Source organism: Pseudomonas sp. IPO3774, from assembly GCF_013386835.1.
Lineage (GTDB): Bacteria > Pseudomonadota > Gammaproteobacteria > Pseudomonadales > Pseudomonadaceae > Aquipseudomonas.
Window position 1 is genome coordinate 281906 of sequence record NZ_JACAQY010000034.1, and the last position, 17103, is coordinate 299008.

17 protein-coding genes are annotated in these 17103 nt (G+C 62.9%); 6 read left to right on the forward strand and 11 right to left on the reverse strand.

The window, feature by feature from the left end; all coding sequences use genetic code 11:
* Positions 1-72: 72 nt before the first annotated feature.
* The 8 genes from HYE77_RS19365 to HYE77_RS19400 form a co-directional block, all read right to left on the reverse strand.
* Positions 73-2178, reverse strand: a complete 2106-nt coding sequence (locus tag HYE77_RS19365; protein ID WP_177069143.1) for a TonB-dependent siderophore receptor — start codon at positions 2176-2178, stop codon at positions 73-75.
* A gap of 152 nt (positions 2179-2330) precedes the next feature.
* Entirely contained in the window at positions 2331-3713 is a 1383-nt protein-coding gene (locus HYE77_RS19370) for a PepSY domain-containing protein (RefSeq protein ID WP_177039721.1), read from the reverse strand.
* A 116-nt stretch (positions 3714-3829) separates the two neighbouring features.
* A complete protein-coding gene (locus HYE77_RS19375) occupies positions 3830-5902 on the reverse strand; it encodes a TonB-dependent copper receptor (RefSeq protein WP_177069144.1) in 2073 nt (690 codons plus the stop codon).
* A gap of 93 nt (positions 5903-5995) precedes the next feature.
* Positions 5996-6367, reverse strand: a complete 372-nt coding sequence (locus HYE77_RS19380) for a DUF2946 domain-containing protein (protein WP_003217356.1) — start codon at positions 6365-6367, stop codon at positions 5996-5998.
* 64 nt (positions 6368-6431) lie between these two features.
* Entirely contained in the window at positions 6432-6914 is a 483-nt protein-coding gene (locus tag HYE77_RS19385; RefSeq protein ID WP_102606170.1) for a copper chaperone PCu(A)C, read from the reverse strand.
* 46 nt (positions 6915-6960) lie between these two features.
* A complete protein-coding gene (locus HYE77_RS19390) occupies positions 6961-7356 on the reverse strand; it encodes a DUF2946 domain-containing protein (RefSeq protein WP_102368005.1) in 396 nt (131 codons plus the stop codon).
* Positions 7357-7453: 97 nt separating this feature from the next.
* Positions 7454-7741 carry an addiction module antidote protein gene (locus tag HYE77_RS19395; RefSeq protein WP_008439033.1) on the reverse strand — a complete coding sequence of 96 codons (288 nt, stop codon included), beginning with the start codon at positions 7739-7741 and terminating at the stop codon, positions 7454-7456.
* Positions 7734-8048, reverse strand: coding sequence for a type II toxin-antitoxin system RelE/ParE family toxin (locus HYE77_RS19400; RefSeq protein ID WP_102368006.1), 315 nt, complete (start codon positions 8046-8048; stop codon positions 7734-7736). Before HYE77_RS19400 ends, HYE77_RS19395 begins: the two co-directional genes overlap by 8 nt.
* Positions 8049-8692: 644 nt before the next feature.
* Between HYE77_RS19400 and HYE77_RS19410 the strand changes: the two genes are divergently transcribed.
* Entirely contained in the window at positions 8693-8944 is a 252-nt protein-coding gene (locus tag HYE77_RS19410) for a DUF6124 family protein (RefSeq protein WP_087693137.1), read from the forward strand.
* Positions 8945-9065: 121 nt separating this feature from the next.
* On the opposite strand, the gene HYE77_RS19415 is transcribed toward HYE77_RS19410, so the two are convergent.
* Together HYE77_RS19415 and cbiE are read right to left on the reverse strand one after the other, a co-directional pair.
* Complete coding sequence (locus tag HYE77_RS19415; RefSeq protein WP_177028632.1) at positions 9066-9785, reverse strand: cobalt-precorrin-6A reductase; 720 nt, start codon at positions 9783-9785, stop codon at positions 9066-9068.
* A complete protein-coding gene (cbiE, locus tag HYE77_RS19420) occupies positions 9782-10987 on the reverse strand; it encodes a precorrin-6y C5,15-methyltransferase (decarboxylating) subunit CbiE (protein ID WP_177028631.1) in 1206 nt (401 codons plus the stop codon). The genes HYE77_RS19415 and cbiE overlap by 4 nt, the downstream gene beginning before the upstream one ends.
* Positions 10988-11082: 95 nt before the next feature.
* On the opposite strand from cbiE, the gene cobG reads away from it, so the two are divergent.
* The 5 genes from cobG (at position 11083) to HYE77_RS19445 (ending at position 16468) form a co-directional block, all read left to right on the forward strand.
* The gene (gene cobG, locus HYE77_RS19425) at positions 11083-12384 is read left to right on the forward strand and encodes a precorrin-3B synthase (RefSeq protein ID WP_023659365.1); all 1302 of its coding nucleotides are present in this window, start codon (positions 11083-11085) and stop codon (positions 12382-12384) included.
* Positions 12377-13003 (forward strand): precorrin-8X methylmutase, encoded by a 627-nt coding sequence (locus HYE77_RS19430; protein ID WP_003217338.1) that lies wholly within the window; start codon positions 12377-12379, stop codon positions 13001-13003. Before cobG ends, HYE77_RS19430 begins: the two co-directional genes overlap by 8 nt.
* A complete protein-coding gene (locus tag HYE77_RS19435; protein WP_003217336.1) occupies positions 13003-13734 on the forward strand; it encodes a precorrin-2 C(20)-methyltransferase in 732 nt (243 codons plus the stop codon). Before HYE77_RS19430 ends, HYE77_RS19435 begins: the two co-directional genes overlap by 1 nt.
* Positions 13734-15374 (forward strand): precorrin-3B C(17)-methyltransferase, encoded by a 1641-nt coding sequence (cobJ, locus tag HYE77_RS19440; protein WP_134325665.1) that lies wholly within the window; start codon positions 13734-13736, stop codon positions 15372-15374. The genes HYE77_RS19435 and cobJ overlap by 1 nt, the downstream gene beginning before the upstream one ends.
* A 302-nt stretch (positions 15375-15676) precedes the next feature.
* The gene (locus HYE77_RS19445) at positions 15677-16468 is read left to right on the forward strand and encodes a hypothetical protein (protein ID WP_102606174.1); all 792 of its coding nucleotides are present in this window, start codon (positions 15677-15679) and stop codon (positions 16466-16468) included.
* Between the two features lies 1 nt (position 16469).
* On the opposite strand, the gene HYE77_RS19450 is transcribed toward HYE77_RS19445, so the two are convergent.
* Positions 16470-17066, reverse strand: a complete 597-nt coding sequence (locus HYE77_RS19450; protein WP_177028630.1) for a MarC family protein — start codon at positions 17064-17066, stop codon at positions 16470-16472.
* Positions 17067-17103: the final 37 nt, after the last annotated feature.

Below are 17103 nucleotides of genomic sequence, written 5' to 3' on the forward strand. Positions count from 1 at the left end.
AACAGATACAGTGCCTGACACACCGCATTCGCGAGCAAGCCCGCTCCCACATTTGGACAGTGTTGCGTTCAGTTAGAAGGTGTAGTCCGCCGTCACGAAGAACGAGCGCGGCTCGCCCAGGATCCATTGCTGGCCGTCGTTGTATTGGCTGACGGCGTAAGTGCGGTCGAACAGGTTATTCAATTGCAGGCCCAATGTCGTGTTGCGCATGGCTTTCCATGAAACGCTGGCGTCGACCACGGTGTAGCTCGGCACTTCGCTGGTGTTGGCGGTGTTGGCGAAACGCGAGTCTACATAACGCACGCCCGCACCGGCACGCACGTCGTCAGTGATGGCCTTGCTCAGCCACAGGTTGGCGGTGCGACGCGGCACGTCGGTGGGGCGGTTACCGTCGCGGGACACGGACTGGCCGTTGACCACTTCGGAGAAGTCGTCGTACTGCGCCCGCACGATCGCAGCGTTGGCTTGCAGTTGCCAGGCATTGGGCAGTTGCAGGTCGAGGCTGGCTTCCAGGCCGTTGGAGGATTGCTGGCCGACTTGTTCCTTGAGGGTGGTGCCTGGAACGCTCACCAACAGTTTCTTTTTGACGATGTGGTAGGCCGCCAGGGTCCATTCACCACGGGAATCCCAGAACGCCTGCTTGAGGCCGATCTCGGTTTGCTTGGCGGTGGACAGGCCGAACTGCTGCTGGCTCGGGCTCAGGGTGATCAGGCTGCCAACGCCGTCAGTGCTGGTGGCGTATTGGCCGTAGACCGAGGTGTCCGGGGTGATCGCGTAGACCAGGCCGGCTTTCCAGTTGTTGCCGGTAAAGGTCTTGTTGGAGTCGCTGCCATCCACCAGGGAGTCACTGTCGATGTGCAGGTAATCGCGGCGCACGCCGGTGATCAGCGACAGTTTATCGTTCAGTTGCAGGCGGTTTTCGGCGAACGCAGCCAGCTGTTTGGTGGTGCTGACGGACTGCGGAATGAAGGGGCTGGCGCTTTCAAACGGCTGCGGTACCGGGTGGTTGATGTCCACCGGTTGGCCGGCGTTCGTCAGGTCATCGAACGGCGAGTTGCTGGCCAGGCGAAAGCGAATGCGGTTGTACTCCACCCCCGTCACCGTCTGGCTGTCGAGGCCGAACAGCGTGTGCTTGAAAGTGAAGGTCTGGCGGTCGCCCACCTGTTCCTGGTTGTGCTTGATGCCCAGGTAGCTCTGGCGCACCAGGCCGCCGTCGACGTAGTTGTAGCTCTCGGCGTTCTGCCAGCGCCGCTGGTTTTTCAGGTAGGACAGTTCATTGGTGGCGGTGACGTTGTCGTTGATCTGCCACTCGCTGGTCAGGCGCGTCCACTGGTCGTTGTAGTGCTGGATATCGTTGCTGACGTTGTAGTTCTTGTCCCGCAGGCCCTTGTGCAACTGGCCGTTGATCAGCGGTGTGCCGTAGTCGTTTTGCGGGGTCTGGTCGCCGTAGTCGGAGGCCAGGGTGAAGCTCAGGTTATCCGCCGCCTGCCAGCGCAGGGCACCGCTGACGAAGTCGCTGCCGGACTCGCCGCGGTCGATGAAACCGTTGCTGCGCAGGCGGTTGATGTTCAGGCGATAGCTCAGGGTGTCGGTCAGCGAGCCGCCGCTGTCGAGGGCTTGCTGCTGGCGGTCATAAGAACCGTAGCCCAGGCGGATATGGTTTTCGATCTCGCCCTCGAAGGGTTTCTTCGCGATGGTGTTGATCACCGCGCCGGTGGCGCCCTGGCCGTACATCACCGAGGCCGGGCCGCGCAGTACGTCCACCCGCTCAACGGACCAGGTGTCCACCGGGAAGGTGGAAGTGCCCGCGCCATCGAACATGCGCGCGCCGTCGTACAACTGCAGCACCGAGCTCTGGCCGGTGAACCCGCGTGCCGACAACGAGGTACCACCGTCGCCCGGCGTGCCGGTGCGGCTGATGCCGGTGGCCCGGGAAATCGCGTCCTGCACCGTGGCATCGCCCCGGGCGCGAATCTGCTCGCCGGTCTGGCTTTCAACGCTGCCCGGGGTTTGCAGGGCCGTGAGGTTCAGGCGTGAACCTGCGGTGGTCGGGGTTTGCAGGTCGACGCGCTCGTCGTCGACGGCGGGGGCTGAGACGGCACTGGCGGGAAGCGTCAGGGCCTGGGCAGTGTTTTGCAGGGCGAGCAGGCACAGGCCGGACGCAAGGTACTTGTTCATCGGACGATAAATCGCTTCTTCGAGACGGTACTCGCCGCAGGGCGCGGCGAGTGGGAGAACACATTAAGTGTTACAACATAACACTTTGTGCGGCGTGGGCGAAAGCCCGCGTAAGACTACATAACGCCTCTAGGTAGGGCATCTCGTCTGTTTCACGCTGAACCTGAGGCAGATTCACGTTGGCCAAACCACCGTGAAAGCACCAGGCGATCCAGTGCCCAGACCACGATCAGCGAGGCGCCCACCAGCGGAAAGACAATCGCCAGCCCGAGCATGATCACCATCGCGGTTTTCCATTTCGGCAGGTCATGGCGCAACGGTGGAACCCCCAGGCTGCCCTGTGGCCGACGCTTCCACCAGATCACCACACCGCTGACGGCGCTGAGCAGGATCATCAGGCAAATCAGCAGCACGATGATCTGATTGACCACGCCAAACATCTTGCCTTCGTGCAGCATCACGCCCGATTCGGTAACCCGCGCCACGCTGTTGTAGTGCTCCCAGCGCACATCGGCCAGGACCTTGCCGGAGTATTGGTCCACATGCAGGGTGGCGTCATTGCGCGGGTCGTTGGCGAACACCGCGAGGGTGAACACGCCTTCGGCAGTGGTGGGGAAGGTGATGCTGTAGCCGGGCTCGACCTTGCGTGAGTTGGCGAGGTCGACCACCTGTTGCAGGCGGATACTCGGGGCTGCCGGGCCCTGGCTCATGCCGGCGTGCTTCATGTGCTCGGCATGCTCGCCAGACATCGGCATCGGCGTGTTTTCCATGGCCCACGGCACGGTTTGTTGGCTCGCGGTGTTGAGGCTGCGGGCCTGCTGGTCGGACTGCGGCACGTTGTTCCACATGGCCGCCGGGAATTTATTCCACAGCTCGGCGTATTGCTTGCCCCAGAAGCCGGTCCAGGTCATGCCGCTGAGGAGCATCACCAGCAGAAACGCCGCGCCCCAGAAACCGGCGACCGCGTGCAAATCGCGCCAGAACAAGCGGCCGCGACTGCCCAGCCGTGGCCACAGAATGCCCGCCGCCGACTTGCCTCGCGGCCACCACAGATACACGCCCGAAATCACCAGCATCACACCCCAGCCGGCGGCCAGTTCCACCAGGCGATCGCCGACGGTGCCGATCATCAACTCACCATGCAGCGCACGGGCGATGGCTTGCAGGTTGTACTTGGCGTCCTGTTCGCCGAGCACGGTGCCGCGATACGGGTCGACGAATACAGTCACTTCGCGCCCGTCGTTGTGCATCACGAATTGCGCGCTGCTGGTGGCGTCGGCAGGTGGCAGGTACTTGCTGATTTTGCCTTGTGGATAGGCAGCCTGGGCACGTTGCAGTTGCTCGTCGGCACTCAGCGCGTGTTCGGCGCTTTGCACGGTCAGCAGGTTGCCGTACATCAGCGGGTCGAGTTGGGGTTTGAACAGGTAGATGATGCCGGTCAGGGCCAGCAGCACCATGAACGGCGCGACAAACAGCCCGGCGTAGAAATGCCAGCGCCAGGCCAGGTTGTAGAAGGAAATCTTCGGTGGGTTCATCAGGGTGCTCCGCAAAGGCTTGGATTTTTTGTGTTATCGAGGACGCCATCGCGGGCAAGCCCGCTCCCACAGGGGAATGCATTGCAACTGTGGGAGCTGGCTTGCCTGCGATGCGCTTAGAAGCTCATGTCCACCTTGGTCCAGAGCGTGCGCCCCGGTTCCTTGATGGCTTGCGGGTCATTGGCCGGGTAGCCGAACCCGGCGTTGCCGGCCAGGTTCAGGTGCTCGGCGTACGCCTTGCCGAACAGGTTGTCGACGCCCGTGCTGACCTTGAAATTCTTGTTGATGCGATACGCCGCGTTCAGCGAAAACACGCCAAACCCCGAGCTTTTGTCGAAGTCCTTGCCCACCACGTTGCCCTTGTTCTGGTCGATGCGGTTTTGCGCCGCGACCACCCGCCACAAGGCGCCGGCGCTCCAGTCGTCCTGGATGTAGGTGAGCCCGAAGCGCGCATCCAGCGGCGGGATCTGCGGCAGCGGTTTGCCGTCGCTGGTGTTCTTGCCCCAGGCGTAGGCGAAGGTGGCATCGGCCTTCCAGTTGGCGGTCAGCTTGTAGGCTGCGCCCAATTCACCGCCCATGATTCGCGCGTCCACATTGCGCGCCTGGGAGGTGGTGCCCATCATTCCCGGCTGGTAGTCGAACAGGATGAAATCACGCACCTGGCCGACGTAGCCCGAGGCCCAGGCGTCGAGATCGGCGGATTTGTATTGCAGGCCAAAATCCAGCTGGGTGGTTTTTTCAGGCTTCACACCGTCGAAGGCATTCACGGAACCGACCGACCCGGTGTCGGGAGAAAACAGCTCCCAGTAATCAGGGAAACGCTCCGAATGCCCAAGCCCTGCGTACAGGGTGGCAGGGCTGTCCGCCAGATCGTGCTCGTAGCGCACAAAGCCCGACGGCAGCGTATCGGCGCGGGTTTTACCGGCGGTGGGGTTGGGGCTGCTCATCATCCCGGAGCTGATGGTTTGCCGGAAATCCTTGGCCGAGGCGCGGTCGACGCGGGCGCCGGTGATCAGGCGGTCGCGGTCGGCGGCATACCAGGTCAGTTCGCCGAACACCCCGTAGTTGTGGAAGTTGGCGTCCTTGCTGCGGGGCAGGTCCTTGTAGGTGTCGACGCCCATGGCGCTGCGTTCGCGGTGTTCGTTGGTTTGCGCATCAATGCCGCTGATCAACTGCACATCGGCCCAGCGCCAGGTGGCCTTGATACGGGCGCCGAGGGTGCGGCGGTCGACGTTGGCCGCCATGGGCCCGGCCATCATCCCGGTGCCCGACGGGACGCGCAGGGTGTAGTTGTCCATCACGTGGTCGGCGTAGTTGTAGTAGACCTGCGCTTCGACCTTATCCAGCACCTCGCCGATGTTCGATTTCTCGAAGCGCAATCCGAGGCTCTCGCGCAAAAACTGCGAACCGTCCATGCCACGCCCGGCGTAGCGGGCTTCGCCATCGCCACGGCCGGCGGTGAGTTCCAGCAGGGTGTCGGCGTCCGGGGTCCAGCCCACGGCCACGTCGCCGTTCCACTTGTCGTAGCGCGAGGCGACGGTGTCGTTGTTGCCGTCCTTGTAGTCATCGGCGTGGGCCTGGTTGCCGATCACCCGCACATAACCCAGCGGCCCGCCGGCTGCTGCGTCGACGACTTTGTCGAAACGCCCGTTGGAGCCCGCCAGGATGCTGGCGTTGACCCGCGTGCCCAGCTCGCCGAATTGCTCGGGCTCGCGCTCGAACAGGACCGTGCCGGCTGAAGCGCCCGGGCCCCAGAGCACGGTTTGCGGGCCTTTGATCACGGTGAGCTTGTCGTAGGTTTCCGGTGAGATATAGGAGGTGGGCGCGTCCATCCGGCCGGGGCAGGCGCCGAGCATCATGCTGCCGTTGGTGAGGATGTTCAGGCGCGAACCGAACATGCCCCGCAGCACCGGGTCGCCGTTGGTGCCGCCGTTGCGCACCAGGGCGAAGCCGGGGATGGTCTTGAGGTAGTCGCCGCCATCGCTGGCGGGCACCGGTTGGCGCGGGTCTTTCGGGTTGGTGACGACGGTCAGTGGTGAGCTGGGGGCAATGGCGGTGATCACCGTCGGGCTCAGTTCGTTCTGGTCGGCAGGCTCGTCGGCGTGGACCTGAGGAACCAGCAGCGCGCCACACAGAACGGCGAAAACGGGAGTACATCCCAAACGGGTGTCAGCAGAAAACCTGGACATGAAAAATTCCATCATTCATTCGTAAACAACACGGCCAGCAGCCTGCGGCTGTCTGTCTAAAGTCGGCCGGGGTGAAGTAACGGTGTGAAGTGCTTACGCGATGATGGGCGGGGCGCGGCTGCGGGCGCCGGGGAACACGGTTTGCCGGGCATGGCCCAGGCGTGGGGCGGGGGTCAGGGCGTTGGCGGGCGGCGGGCTGCCGAGGGTGACAAACGACACGCTGCCAGGCAGCGCCGGGCAACTGAAGAGCAGGCTGCAATAGCCGCACTTTTCCCAGAGCACGTGGTGTTCGTCGGGTGCTTTGTGGTGATCGGTCGCAGGCTTGGCGGCGCCATGGCAGCTCGGCGCGTCCATGGACATTTCCATCGACATGCCGGCGTGATGATCCATCGGCATCGCTTGGGAAATCAGCGGACCGATAAAGATCATCAGCATGGCGAACAGGCTGATCCAGCTGCCGCGCATAAGGCCTACAGGCTTACGGCGGTGCGGGGACAACCTGGCGCGTGGGGCGCCCATCAAGGTTTATCTATTGGGCGTGCATGTGTTCGTGGCTGGCCATGGGCGGCTGCTTCTGCACTGACACTTCCACCTTCACTGGCCCGGCCTTTTCAAAGTTCAGGGTCAGCGGGAAATGCTGGCCGTCGCGCAAAACGCTGCGGTCCTTCAGGTCCAGCAGCATCACGTGGTAGGCCATGGGCGCGAACGCCAGGTCACCTTTGGCCGGCACCGCGACGCTGGTCACCTGCTGCATCTTCATCAGATCGCCCTGCATCACATGCTCATGCAGTTCGGCCTTGGCGGCCACGGGCGTGTCGACGCTGAGCAAGCGATCCGCATGCTCGCCCTGGTTATGAATCACGAAATACGCCGCGACGGTCGGCGCATTGGGCGGCAGTTCCTGGGACCAGGGTTCGCTGACCACCAGTTCGCCGACCTTGAAGTCTTCGGCATTGGCAGCAGCACACACCGGCAGCAACAACGCAGCCAGAAGCAGGGAAGATTTGAGCATGGCAGTTCTCCAGAACGGTTCTAAACGCAGTTCACTTGCGAAGAAATCAGACCGTTGGAGAGGCGCGGGGGTTAAGGCTCGGCCATTGCTGGCGCGGGGTGGGGGATTGCAATGACGGCGGCGGCAGGTCTTGCACCGCGTCGAATCTTGCGAAATACAGTGTTGGTGAATGCCCCGGCAACGCCACTAATGGCGCCGAGCCCGAGCAGCACCAGCAATGCTGCATGGTGGAGTGATCGTCCTGCTGCGGCGCCGGAATCTCCAGCTTGCCCAGGGCAATGGCCGTCAGCTTGTTGGCATTGGAGGAGCAGAAACTGCCCCACAGCAGTTGGTCGAGGGAATTGTTCGAGCGCTGCATCGCTCCGGCCATCGGCATGGCAAACGCATTGAACAGCACTGCAAAGCAGGCGATCCAGGCAATTGCAAAGCGTTGACGGGCCATGGCGGACAATCCGTAGGGTTAAGCGATCAGGTGGGTATTTAGCCTGATCGGGGAGGATAAGTAAAAAGGGGCGGTGTGGTTTGGTGTCGCAGTGCTATCAACCAGCTGTGGCGTGCAGCTTCAGGCCGAGCGCTTTCATGACCTTCATGATAGTCGCGAACTCGGGATTGCCAGTGCTGGAGAGGGCTTTATATAAACTTTCGCGTCCGAGGCCTGCGTCGCGGGCTACTTGAGTCATGCCTTGGGCGCGGGCGATGTTGTTGAGGGCTGAACGAATAAGCAGTCCGTCACCGGCATCCTCCTCGAAGCACGCTTCAAGATACTCAGCCATATCTTCAGGAGTCTTGAGGTGTTCCGCTATGTCGAAGTCTGTAAATTCAGTCATGGCTTACTCCTTTTTTTTCAAAGTCTGCTGCAATTTGCTTAGCGCGCTGGATATCGCGTTTCTGCGTTGATTTATCGCCGCCTATCAACAACAGGTAAACCACCTCCTCTCTACGAGTGAAATAAACCCGGTATCCAGGACCGTAGTGGATGCGCATTTCCGAAACGCCATTTCCTACTGTCTCACAGTCTCCGAAGTTGCCTGATTGTGCGTTATTCAACCTTGCCAGTACGCGTGCACGGGCCGGTTTATTGTTTAACGAATCAAGCCACTCCAGGAAATGCTTGGATTTCTTGAAGTGAATCATCTTGGATCGTATTCCTTGGGATACAGAATGACAAGTCACGATGCTCCGCAAAAGCAGTGCATCCCCATCGCAGACTCTGGTGCAAAACTGCGGGAGGGGAGCTTAGGGCGAGGGCTTTTGGCTGAACCAGCCGGCTGGTTCGGAGGGGGGTGTAAGGCGAATCAGTTTTTAAAGCGAGGTTGTCAAAAGGATGTCGATGATTGAGGCGCTTTCCTACGAGGTCATTGCACCTTGCGATACAGGCGACTCGGTCTTCCTGCTGGAACGAGGTGATGCTATCGCAGGCAAGCCAGCTCCCACAGTTTGGATTGTGTTCGATTCGAATGTGGAGGCCCTCCACAGAAATTTCCGACAGTGATTGGCGGTTGTCTCTAGGAAACTCAATCTCTAGTCTCCGAACACCACTGCAAACTCAGTGGTCGGGCGTCGCGGCCCGGATTTCTTCAGACGCAAAAGCGTCATCGTGTCCTTTCAGTTGGCGCTTTTTTATCGTCTACTGTGCGGCGCTATGGTGGCTGTGCGCGGGATACCTTCGGGTATGCCGGTGTTCTGGAGAGCCGGTCCGCGAACCCGCGTTCAGCTACCACCCCCATCGCATCGCGGCGATCAGTGGTAGCTCCTTTGTACTTCTCCGGAGCTTCACAATGATTAAACCTACCCCCAATCCCCCTTTTCGGCTGTTCACCGTAGCCGACGGAATCAGCACCGAAGACCTGTTGGTCAACCTCATTGAAACACTCGCCTCGGCCAACGCGCTGAGTTGCGACTTGGCGTTTAGCCTGGAAGGATCGAAGCGAGAGGAGTTGTTGGGCGTCGCTCAGTTGATCGAGCTGGCGGAGTTACTGGCTGATCGGGTGCACGATGCAGCCGGACAGACGGCTGCCGCGCGGAGCTAACAGCGCGACGCAGGTTAGTGTGGGAGCTGGCTTGCCTGCGATAGCATCGCCGCGGTGTATCTGAATGACCGTGTCGTTTGCATCGCAGGCAAGCCAGCTCCCACCTTTGTTTCGTGTTGCGTCATACAGACTGGAATGCTTCCAGTACCGAGTTGACTGTCGTGAATGCCCTATCCACCTGCGCCAACACCGGCCGCCTCAACACCAACACCGGCACCCCCCGCTCCCGTGCCACTTCCAGCTTCGGCTCGGTAGCCGTGCTGCCGCTGTTCTTGCTGATCAGCACATCAATCTGCCGCCGCTCAAACAGCGCCCGTTCATCCTCGATCAAAAACGGCCCACGGGCGCCAATCACTTCGCAGCGCTCATTGCCGGGGTACACATCCAGTGCGCGCAGTGTCCAGAACTGCTCGGCGGGGATTTCGTCGAGGTGTTGCAACGGTTCACGGCCCAGCGTGAACAGTGGTCGCTTGAAGGGTTTCAGAGCTTCAATCAACTCCGCCCAGTCACCGACTTCGCGCCAGTCATCATCCGCCTGTGGCTGCCACGCCGGGCGGCGCAGGGCCCAGCAGGGAATGCCGCATAAACCTGCGGCATGGGCGGCGTTGGCGCTGATCTGTGCGGCATACGGATGGGTCGCGTCCAGCACCAGCTCGATACCTTCATCGCGAATGAACTGCGCCAAACCTTCCGCGCCGCCATAGCCACCGACGCGCACCTGGCACGTAAGGTCGGTGGGAACGCGGCCAACACCCGCCAGGCTGTAGATATGCTCGGGCCCCAGTGTGCGGGCGATGGCCAGGGCTTCCGTCACGCCGCCCAACAGCAGGATGCGTTTCATAGCGGCTTGATCACTTCCAGCAGGGTGATCGGCAGCGCCTGGCGCCAGGTATCAAAGCCCCCCAGTGGCTGGGCCTGGGCCACATGAATGCGGGTCAGCTCGCCGCCGTGTTGTTCGCGCCAGGCCATCAGGGTCATTTCACTTTGCAGGGTCACGGCGTTGGCCACCAGCCGGCCGCCCGGGCGCAGGTGTTGCCAGCAAGTGTCGAGCACGCCGTCGCGGGTGACGCCGCCGCCGATGAAGATGGCGTCGGGCGCTTCCAGCTCGTTCAGGGCGTGGGGCGCGGTGCCGCGAATCAGTTGCAGGCCGGGTACGCCAAGGGCATCACGGTTATGTTCGATCAACAGTTGCCGGCCTTCATCGGCCTCGATGGCCAGGGCGCGGCAGCTGGGGTGGGCGCGCATCCATTCGATCCCGATGGAGCCGCTGCCCGCGCCCACGTCCCACAGCAGTTCACCGGGCATCGGCGCGAGGCGGGCGAGGGTCATGGCGCGCACGTCGCGCTTGGTCAGTTGGCCGTCGTGCCTGAAGGCCGAGTCCGGCAGCCCTGCCAGGCGTGACAGGCGCGCTGTGTTGGCGTCGGCCACGCAGTCGATGGCCAGCAGATTCAACGCGGCAATCGGTTCGCCAGGCCAATCCCGGGCGATGCCGTCGATGCGCCGCTCATCCGGCCCGCCGAGGTGTTCAAACACACTCAGGCGACTTGCGCCAAACCCGCGCTCGGCCAATTGTGTGGCAATCGCCGCCGGGCTCTGGCCGTCATTGCTCAGCACCAGCAAACGCACGCCGCTGGCCAGATGCGCATTCAGCGCCGCCATCGGCCGGGCAACCACCGACAGCGTCACAACCTCTTGCAACGGCCAGCCCAGACGCGCCGCCGCCAGGGACACGGAAGAGGGCGCCGGCAGGATCAGCAGCTCATTTGCGGGCACCTGCCGCGCCAGGCTCGCGCCTACGCCATAGAACATCGGGTCGCCGCTGGCCAGCACGCACACCGCTTCACCACGCCTGGCCAGCACCGGCTCCAGGGAGAACGGGCTGGGCCACACCTGGCGTTCGCCACGGATGCACACCGGCAACAAGTCCAGCTGGCGTTGCCCGCCAATAATGCGCGAGGCGCGCAACAGGGCGTGCCGGGCGTTTCTGCCCAGGCCCTTGAAGCCGTCTTCACCGATGCCTACTACCGTCAGCCAGGGCGACATATGAATTCCTTGAACGACATCCGACGGGCAGGCTTTTCATGCCGCCGGACAAAGCAGGCATAATACCGCGCCTTTACCCGTGAACCGGTAGCCCCGTGAAACCAATACCACCGTCCAATACCTTGCGCCCCTCGGCCTGTCCGGGGTTGCTGCGTATTGTCCAGGCGTTGGATGGCGGGATTTGCCGCATCAAACTGGCGGGCGGTTCGATCCGCGCCGAGCAGGCGTTTGCCGTGGCCGACGCCGCCCAGGCCCATGCCGGTGGGGTGATCGAGGCGACCAACCGCGCCAACCTGCAGATTCGCGGGATTGGCGCCGAACAGGATGCGTTGATCGCCGCCTTGCTGGCCGCCGACCTGGGCCCCAAGCGTGCCGCCGGTGATGATGTGCGCAACCTGATGCTGAGCCCCAGTGCCGGCATTGACCGCGAGATGCTGTTCGATACCCGACCGTTGGCCGACCAGATCCTCACCACCCTGGAAACCCACCCGCGTTTCCATGAGCTGTCGGCCAAGTTCGCCGTGCAACTGGACGGCGGTGAAGCCCTGGCGATGCTCGAGCATCATCACGACCTGTGGCTATCAGCCTTCGATGCCAATGGCAACACGCTGTTGGCATTCGGCCTGGCAGGCTGCCCGGCGCGGGATGCGCCCTTGGCGGCGGTACCTTTGGCACAAGGGCATGCACTGGTGGTGGCGGTGCTGGAGCGGTTCCTTGAGCTGGCCCGGCCTGATCAAACCCGCATGCGCCACCTGCTGGCTGAAACCGCTGTGGATAACTTTTTGCGGCAGCTGAATATGCCATTGCAGCCGGTTGATGGCTTTTCAAGGCACTCCAACCCCGCGCCGCTGCACCTGGGAAGTTATCCACAGCGCCAAAAAAACCAGGTCTACGTCGCCGCCGTCGCACCCTTGGGCCGCCTGGATTCGGCGATGCTCAGGGGCGCTGCGCAACTGGCCGTCGACCATGGCGACGCCACCTTGCGTGTCACGCCATGGCAAGGCCTGCTGCTGCCCAATATCCAGGATGCGGCGGCTGTCACCGAACGCCTCGAACAGCTTGGCTTTTTGTGTTCGGTGGACCAACCCCTCGCACGGATGATCGCCTGCACCGGCGCCGGCGGTTGCGCCAAAGGCCTGTCCGACACCAAGGCCGACGCCGTGCAACTGGCCGCGCTTGCGCCCGGCCACAGCGTGCACCTGTCCGGCTGCCCGCGTTCCTGCGCGGCCGCACACACCGCGCCGGTCACCCTGCTGGCGGTAAGCCCCGGCCACTACGACCTCTATTTTCGCGACGCAGGCCTGCCCGGTTTCGGCCGCCTGCACGCGCGCACTCTTTCTATTGAAGCGGCGGGCGCCTTGTTGCGCGCTCACCCACGGAGCAACACCGATGATTGATTACATCCGCGACGGTCAGGAGATCTATCGCAACTCCTTCGCGATCATTCGCGCAGAAGCCCGGCTTGATCGCATCCCTGCCGACCTGGAAAAACTCGCGGTGCGGGTGATTCATGCCTGCGGCATGGTCGACGCCATCGACGGCCTGCAATTTTCCGAAGGTGCCGGCAAGGCCGGGCGCGAAGCCCTGGCCGCTGGCGCGCCGATCCTGTGTGATGCGCGGATGGTCTCCGAAGGCGTGACCCGTACGCGCCTGCCGGCCAACAATCAGGTGATCTGCACCCTGCGCGACGACAGCGTGCCGGAGTTGGCCCGCGAGTTGGGCAACACCCGTTCCGCCGCCGCCCTGGAGCTGTGGCGCCCGCACCTGGAAGGCAGTGTGGTGGTGATCGGCAATGCGCCGACAGCGCTGTTTTACCTGCTGGAAATGCTCGACGCCGGCGCGCCAAAACCTGCACTGATCCTCGGGTTCCCGGTGGGCTTTGTCGGCGCCGCCGAATCCAAGGCGATGCTGGCGGCAGACAGCCGCGGCGTACCGTTTGTGATCATGCAGGGCCGCCTGGGCGGCAGTGCGATGGCCGCCGCCGCGGTCAACGCCTTGGCCACGGAGGTCGAATGATGCCGGCACGCGGACGTTTGATCGGCCTGGGCGTAGGCCCCGGCGATCCGGAACTGATTACCCTCAAAGCCCTGCGCCTGCTGCGCGAATCGCCGGTGGTGGCGTACTTCGTGGCCAAGGGCAAGAAGGGCAACGCTTTCGGCATCATCGAAGACCATTTGGTGCCCCAGCAAACCCTGATGCCGCTGGTGTACCCGGTGACCACTGAAGTGTTGCCGGCGCCGCTGTCCTACGAGCAAGTGATCAGCGATTTCTACGACACCGCCAGTGTCGACGTTGCGGCACACCTGGACGCGGGGCGCGATGTGGCGGTGATCTGTGAAGGCGACCCGTTCTTCTACGGCTCCTACATGTATTTGCACGACCGCCTGGCCGAGCGCTACGAAGCCCAGGTGATCCCGGGTGTGTGCTCGATGCTCGGTGGCGCCTCTGTACTGGGCGCACCGTTGGTGTACCGCAACCAGAGCCTGTCGGTGCTTTCCGGCGTGCTGCCCCATGACGAACTCAAGCGTCGCCTGGCGGATGCCGACGCGGCGGTGATCATGAAGCTGGGGCGCAACTTCACCAAGGTGCGTCAGGTACTGGAAGAATTGGGATTGGCGAGCCGGGCGTTGTACGTCGAGCGCGCGACCATGGCCAATCAGAAAATCGTCGCCCTGGATCAGGTCGATCCGACGTCCTCGCCGTATTTCTCGTTGATCATCGTTCCTGGTGAAAGGTGGCAAGGCTGATGACGGCTCCCGCGATTGTCATCCTGGGGCAGGGCAGCCTCGCCACGGCCCGCGCTATCCAGCAGGTGTATCCCGACGCACTGATCCACGGCCTGGCCGGGCGGGTCGAGGGCGCAGATCAGGCCTATAACGAATTCGGCGCCAGCGTGCGCCAGTTGTATCAACAGGGCACGCCGATCATCGCCCTGTGCGCCGCCGGGATTGTGATCCGCACCCTGGCGCCGCTGTTGCTGGAGAAGGGCATCGAGCCAGCTGTGCTGGCCGTCGCCGAAGACGGCAGCGCGGTGGTGCCGTTGCTCGGTGGCCTCGGTGGTGTAAACGTGATGGCGCGGGAAATCGCCGCTGCCCTGGACGTTGCCGCCGCGATCACCACCAGTGGCGAGCTGCGTTTTGGTACCTGCCTGCTTAACCCGCCCCATGGTTATCAGCTGGGGGATCTGGAACTGGGCAAACGCTTTGTCTCGGATTTGCTGGCTGGCGAATCAGTACGCATTGAAGGCGCGGCGCCGTGGCTGGATCAGGCCAACTTGCCCCAGGATCAACAGGCGCGCCTGGCGATTCACGTCGGCAGTGCCGAGCGCACACCTGCGGCCAATGAGTTGCTGATTTATCCGAAGACGGTGTTGGTTACCTGCCAGCCGGGGCCGCAACTGGCCGGGCGAATTCGTGCGGCGTTGCAGGATGCCGGGCTCGCCGTGCAGTCCCTGGCTTGCCTGCTGGCGGCTGAAACGGAGATGGCCGATTCGTCATTGCACGAAGCGGCGTTGGAGCTGGGCGTGCCATTGCGCTTCGCCGATCTGGCGCCTCAGGCGGACATCGCGATCACGGTGGCCGAGGCCCCTCTGGACCTGTCCCTGATCGGTCGTCCCCGTGGCCGCCTCGCGGTGATCGGTCTGGGCCCCGGCGCTGCCGAACTGATGGTACCGGCAGTAAAAGCCGAGCTGGCCCGCTGTACCGACGTGCTGGGTTACGAAACCTATGTGCGCATGGCCGGGCCGTTCCGCGCGGACCAGATCCAGCATTGCACCGACAATCGCGAAGAGATGCAGCGCGCGCGTCATGCCTTTGAGCTGGCGGCGCAGGGGCGTTCGGTGGTGGTGGTGTCTTCGGGTGACCCCGGTGTATTTGCCATGGCCGCTGCGGTGATCGAAGCCTTGCACGAGTCCGGCGACCCGGCCTGGCATCAGGTCGACCTGGAGATTTTGCCGGGCGTGTCGGCATCCCTCGCCACGGCGGCCCAGGCAGGTGCACCGCTGGGGCATGACTTCTGTGTGATGTCACTGTCGGACAACCTCAAACCCTGGTCGATCATCGAGAAGCGCCTGGACCTGGCGTCCCAGGCCGACCTGGCGCTGGCGTTCTATAACCCGATCTCCCGTGCGCGGCCCTGGCAGTTGGGACGCGCCCTGGAAATCGTCGCGCAGCACCGCACGCCTGAAACACCGGTGGTCTTGGGCCGTGACATCGGTCGCCCGGGCCAGACCCTGCGAGTCACCACCCTGGGGCAACTGACGCCGGAGCAGGTGGACATGCGCACCATGGTGCTGATCGGTTCGTCCACCACCTGCGTCTTTGCGCGGGCAGGTGGTGGCGAGTGGGTCTACACGCCACGTTGGTACGGCGAGAAACCCGCCTCCTGAAAACAACGGCGGCCCCGCCATGGGGCCGCCTTGAAACGTCAGTCATTGATGCCGGAAAGATCTGCTTGCCGAGGTTTTTTTGCATCGGCTCAAGTCATACCTTTCTCTACGGCTTGAAGAAAAGCACGGCGCTTTTGTGTGCCGCCGCCTCATCCCCAGCGTTTACTCAGCTGCGCCGCCTGCAGTGATTTTTCCTGCGGGTCGTGGCGCGTCCCGTGGTCAATTTCCAGCAGCTCAAAATCCCCGGCAAGTCGACTAGTGTTGGCGTTGAGCCCCATGTTGGGGGTTATGGAGAAATGGCTATGGAGCGAAACAACAAACGGATCAACAGCGCAAAAAGGAGGAAGCTGATTGCCGCTTACCGGCTTCCGGGCGCGCCCGGCCTGGCGTCGGGGTTGAGCGCGCCGGTGAAGCCCGAGGCGGATGATGAGCTGGACGCGGCGGTGGTGAACAACAGCGTCATGTCGTTTGTGCAAGGCATGACCAGCCTCAACAAGGAGTACACCCGCAAAAGCTATTTGCTGGCGAGCAGCTACGTCAGCGATGTGCTGCGGGTCGCCCGGGGCACAGAGGCCTGGTACAACGAATTCATCAAGGTCATGAGCAGCCTCGGCTGGATGCCGGTCAGGAGCAGTTTCGAGCGGGTGTACACCTCTCGCAAGGGGCTGTCGGTACAGCTGGCGGCGCTGAACCTGATGGCGGCCACCGTGGCCTCGACGTTTCTGTCGGGGCCGCTGATCAGTGTATTGCCCAAACGGGTGGCGGAGGCGGTTGAAGCCTTGAAGCAGCTCCCGGCCTCATTTGAGTTATTCAAGCGAAATACCACCACGCGTGACGGTGGCGATTTCGGCTTGGCGTCCTGCTCGGAAATCGCCGGGGAAGTTTCGATGGTGCTGGTGACGTACAGCTCCCACGGCGTCAGCAAGCAACTGGGCATACCGTTTCTGGAGTGGGACAGTGCATCCGTCGAGGCCTTCAGTGGCCGCACGTGCCTGGTGCTGAACAGCTCGGTGGTCAACGAAGACACGATTCAACTGCTGCGGGACAGCGCAGGGGACAAGGTCCGCCTGGCTATCGCCAACTACAGGATTTGATCTACGGCACCAGGTAACCGCGTACACCGGTGAAGATGATTTGTGCGGCCAGGGCGCACACGAACAGCCCCATCAACCGGCTGACAATCTGCAAGCCCTGGTCGCCGAGGATGCGTTCGATACGGTTGGACAGGTACAGCACCACGCCCACCGTCAGGCTGGCCAGGGCGATACTGAGGATCGCGGTGATCTTGTCGTCCCAGTGCGGCTGGCTGACGCCCATCACCAGCAGCGCACCGATGGTGCCGGGGCCGACGGTCAGGGGAATGGTCAGCGGCACGATGGTCACGTCCTGCTGCACGTTGTCGGTCTGCGCCGCTGACTTGCCCTGGGCCATGCCCAGGGCCGAGATGAACAGCACACTGCCGGCGCCGATGCGGAAGGCGTCGACGGTGATGCCGAACACACTGAAAATCACCCGGCCGAACAGGTAGAGCAACACGCTGGATACCAAGGTGGCGAGGGCCACCTTCCAGGCCAGGCGCCGCCGCTCCTTGCTGGAGTAACCGCGAGTCAGGCTGATAAAGCAGGAGAGCACGAAGAAGGGGCTGTAGAGCACCAGCATCTTCAGGTAAACGCTGAATAGCACATGGAGCATGGGCGCGGCTCGCGGCGGGGACGAGTGGGGAGTCTAT

What these genes read in the sequence shown, in the direction of transcription:
- HYE77_RS19365 (WP_177069143.1), bottom strand. Translation starts at nt 2,178, where the DNA reads ATGAACAAGTACCTTGCGTCCGGCCTGTGCCTGCTCGCCCTGCAAAAC.
- HYE77_RS19370 (WP_177039721.1), bottom strand. Translation starts at nt 3,713, where the DNA reads ATGAACCCACCGAAGATTTCCTTCTACAACCTGGCCTGGCGCTGGCAT.
- HYE77_RS19375 (WP_177069144.1), bottom strand. Translation starts at nt 5,902, where the DNA reads ATGTCCAGGTTTTCTGCTGACACCCGTTTGGGATGTACTCCCGTTTTC.
- HYE77_RS19380 (WP_003217356.1), bottom strand. Translation starts at nt 6,367, where the DNA reads ATGCGCGGCAGCTGGATCAGCCTGTTCGCCATGCTGATGATCTTTATC.
- HYE77_RS19385 (WP_102606170.1), bottom strand. Translation starts at nt 6,914, where the DNA reads ATGCTCAAATCTTCCCTGCTTCTGGCTGCGTTGTTGCTGCCGGTGTGT.
- HYE77_RS19390 (WP_102368005.1), bottom strand. Translation starts at nt 7,356, where the DNA reads ATGGCCCGTCAACGCTTTGCAATTGCCTGGATCGCCTGCTTTGCAGTG.
- HYE77_RS19395 (WP_008439033.1), bottom strand. Translation starts at nt 7,741, where the DNA reads ATGACTGAATTTACAGACTTCGACATAGCGGAACACCTCAAGACTCCT.
- HYE77_RS19400 (WP_102368006.1), bottom strand. Translation starts at nt 8,048, where the DNA reads ATGATTCACTTCAAGAAATCCAAGCATTTCCTGGAGTGGCTTGATTCG.
- HYE77_RS19410 (WP_087693137.1), top strand. Translation starts at nt 8,693, where the DNA reads ATGATTAAACCTACCCCCAATCCCCCTTTTCGGCTGTTCACCGTAGCC.
- HYE77_RS19415 (WP_177028632.1), bottom strand. Translation starts at nt 9,785, where the DNA reads ATGAAACGCATCCTGCTGTTGGGCGGCGTGACGGAAGCCCTGGCCATC.
- cbiE (WP_177028631.1), bottom strand. Translation starts at nt 10,987, where the DNA reads ATGTCGCCCTGGCTGACGGTAGTAGGCATCGGTGAAGACGGCTTCAAG.
- HYE77_RS19430 (WP_003217338.1), top strand. Translation starts at nt 12,377, where the DNA reads ATGATTGATTACATCCGCGACGGTCAGGAGATCTATCGCAACTCCTTC.
- HYE77_RS19435 (WP_003217336.1), top strand. Translation starts at nt 13,003, where the DNA reads ATGCCGGCACGCGGACGTTTGATCGGCCTGGGCGTAGGCCCCGGCGAT.
- cobJ (WP_134325665.1), top strand. Translation starts at nt 13,734, where the DNA reads ATGACGGCTCCCGCGATTGTCATCCTGGGGCAGGGCAGCCTCGCCACG.
- HYE77_RS19445 (WP_102606174.1), top strand. Translation starts at nt 15,677, where the DNA reads ATGGAGCGAAACAACAAACGGATCAACAGCGCAAAAAGGAGGAAGCTG.
- HYE77_RS19450 (WP_177028630.1), bottom strand. Translation starts at nt 17,066, where the DNA reads ATGCTCCATGTGCTATTCAGCGTTTACCTGAAGATGCTGGTGCTCTAC.